This is a genomic window from Serratia sp. 2723, assembly GCF_050434425.1.
Taxonomy (GTDB): domain Bacteria; phylum Pseudomonadota; class Gammaproteobacteria; order Enterobacterales; family Enterobacteriaceae; genus Chania.
This window is the reverse complement of sequence record NZ_JBNDIN010000031.1, coordinates 1-2,424: the sequence shown is the minus strand read 5'-3', so window position 1 is coordinate 2,424 and position 2,424 is coordinate 1. Positions and strand designations below refer to the sequence as shown.

General features: G+C 56.6%; 1 protein-coding gene. It reads right to left on the bottom strand.

Annotated elements, in window-relative coordinates; all coding sequences use genetic code 11:
• On the bottom strand, nucleotides 1-2,291 hold a 2,291-nt coding region (locus ABIE29_RS23365; RefSeq protein ID WP_429621725.1), incomplete at its 3' end, for a fimbria/pilus outer membrane usher protein.
• Between the last annotated feature and the right edge of the window lie 133 nt (nucleotides 2,292-2,424).

The window sequence follows — 2,424 nt, the reverse complement described above, 5'->3', positions numbered from 1 at the left end:
GTTCCTTGCTGGGTTTTAAACGTCACCTTGCTCACTGCGCCAGCATGTGGGGCAACTTTATCACTGGTATTTTCCAGCTCGACCTCGTACGGCATGCCTTTGGGATCGATGGTGATCTCATTCATCTCGTACGGGTTCAGATAAGGCACGGCGGCGTGTCCCCAGGGATCGATGCGCACCCCGGAATAGCCCCCCACCTTGGCACCGGTCGCCCCTTTGGCTTCAACCACGGCGAAGGTATCGCCGGTATAAGGGGTCATGACGACGCCTTGTGGCCAGGCGATCATCGTGCCACTCAGCCCAGCCGACGCATTCTGGTAATCTTTGCCCGCGCCGTAAGTGGCGGTCATATGGGTATAGGCTGAACGGTAACCGCCGTTGAGTGCCATGCTGCTGTCCCCGCCCTGGTTATAATGCATCGCGCTGGCACCGTAGTTGTATTGGTAATCCTCCCCGGCACTGCCGGAAATGCCGACTTGCTGACCACTTTGCCCCGTGGTGCTGTGATTCAGGCTGGCGGTCAGCGAGGGCAGATTGGCATTTTCCTTACGCCCTAATGGCATGCTGAGGTTCAGCAGCCAGTTGGTTTCCATCTCGCCGCGCATGCCGCGTACGCGCCCGGCGCTCAGGCTGTAGCTGATATCGCGATACTCGTTGCTGTAGCCCAGTTGATATTGAAGATCGGTATTGCCCTGATTCCAGTAATCCTGGGTATAACCGGTGACGTACATCTGCCCCAAATCCGCAGGTAGCCCCTGGTTCATGGTGATATTAAAGCGGTTGCGGGGTCGCCAGATATTATCGGCCGATTGGCCGTGCTGTTCGGCATCGATCGCCCGCATGGCGGTCATATAGTCGTAATAGCCGGAGGTCGAATAGCGATAGGCCGCTATGGTCAGGTTACTGTTGGTTGCCGGCAGGAACTTGCTGTAGCTCAACTGGAAGCTCTGCCCGCTGTTCATCCGCTCTTTGGTGCTTTCCAGATGGACTCGGGCCTGGCTGACGTCGGCGGAAAACGCGCCAATGGAGGTGCTCAAGGCCGCCCCCACTTGCAACGCATAATAATCATTACTGGCCTGCAGGCCACCGTACCCGGTCAGGATATTGGTCAGCCCGCGTTGGTACGTGGCCTGTACCAGAGTGGGGTTTGAGGACAGCGAGATGTCATTGAGTTTACCCGCGACCACGTCATAGTGGTGGGTTCCTGGGCGTAACAACTGGGCAACTGACGCATAAGGAACCTGGAAGGTCTGCACGCTGCCGTCTGCTTCCTTCACCGTCACGTCCAGATTGCCACCAAAGCCGGTCGGGTACAGGTCGTCAATCACGAAGGCCCCCGGCGATACCGTGGTCTCATAAATCACCAGGCTGTTCTGGCGCACGGTGACCCGCGCATTGGTCCGTGCTATCCCACGAATATTTGGCGCATACCCGCGCAGGGAAGGGGCCAGCATGCGGTCATCGTTGACCAGTTCAATCCCTCGGAATGGCAGGGTGTCAAACACCTGTCCTTTGGTGCTGGTTTCCCCCAGGCGCACACGGCCCAGGATGGCTGGAATATCGCGCTCGACATAGTTGTTGATCGACTGGTATTCCCCGCCGATCCTCTCCTGCCAGTTATAGTTGCCGTCATGGCGGAAATACCAGGCGCCGATATTGATGCCGGCATTTATCCCGGCGTAGGCCGAGTTGCGGGTTTCTCCGCGTGAGTGCGAGGTATAGACGTTGGTGTTATACCCTAACAGCAACGCAGGGATACCCTTGTCCCACAGTTCCGGGCTGACATAGCCGCGCGCGGTATTTTCCATCATCGCCTGCGGGATACTGATATCCAGGCGCTGCAACCCGGAGTCGAACGCCACCTGAGCCTGTGGGATCAGCTGTGTGAGCGGATAGCAGCTTTGCTCATTGCGCAGTGCCTCGGTAAAAGACGCGGGCAACTGGTCGTAGTTAAAATTGATTTTTTTCAGGATGGCCGGTGACAGGCACGGCAAGACTTGCTTATCCGCCTGTTCGACGAACACCACCTTTTCGTGCGTCACCAATTCGCCGTTAACATAGATATCGGCCGGGTAGGTGCCCGGTGAAGCGGCAGCGCCGTGTTGAAAACGGGATAAATCCACCGCGTCTGCCGCAGACGAGCTTAGAAATATCGGGTCGAAACGCACGCCGGTTCCCGCAGGAGCATCGTTGCGCAAATTCGCTGGTGTATCTTCTGTGGCCTGGGCCGCAGGCATGACGGCCAGCATTACCATGGTAGTAAACAGAGAATAATAGAATGGATGACGCATAGTAGATAAACAACCCTGATTATATTTATCCCAGAGACAACGACGGATTAAAGAACAGCCTTCGCTGTTTTAACCGCACCCCAGTCGTTAACGTATTCGTAGGAGATCGCAGTTCCCGCGGGTAAAGCACGCA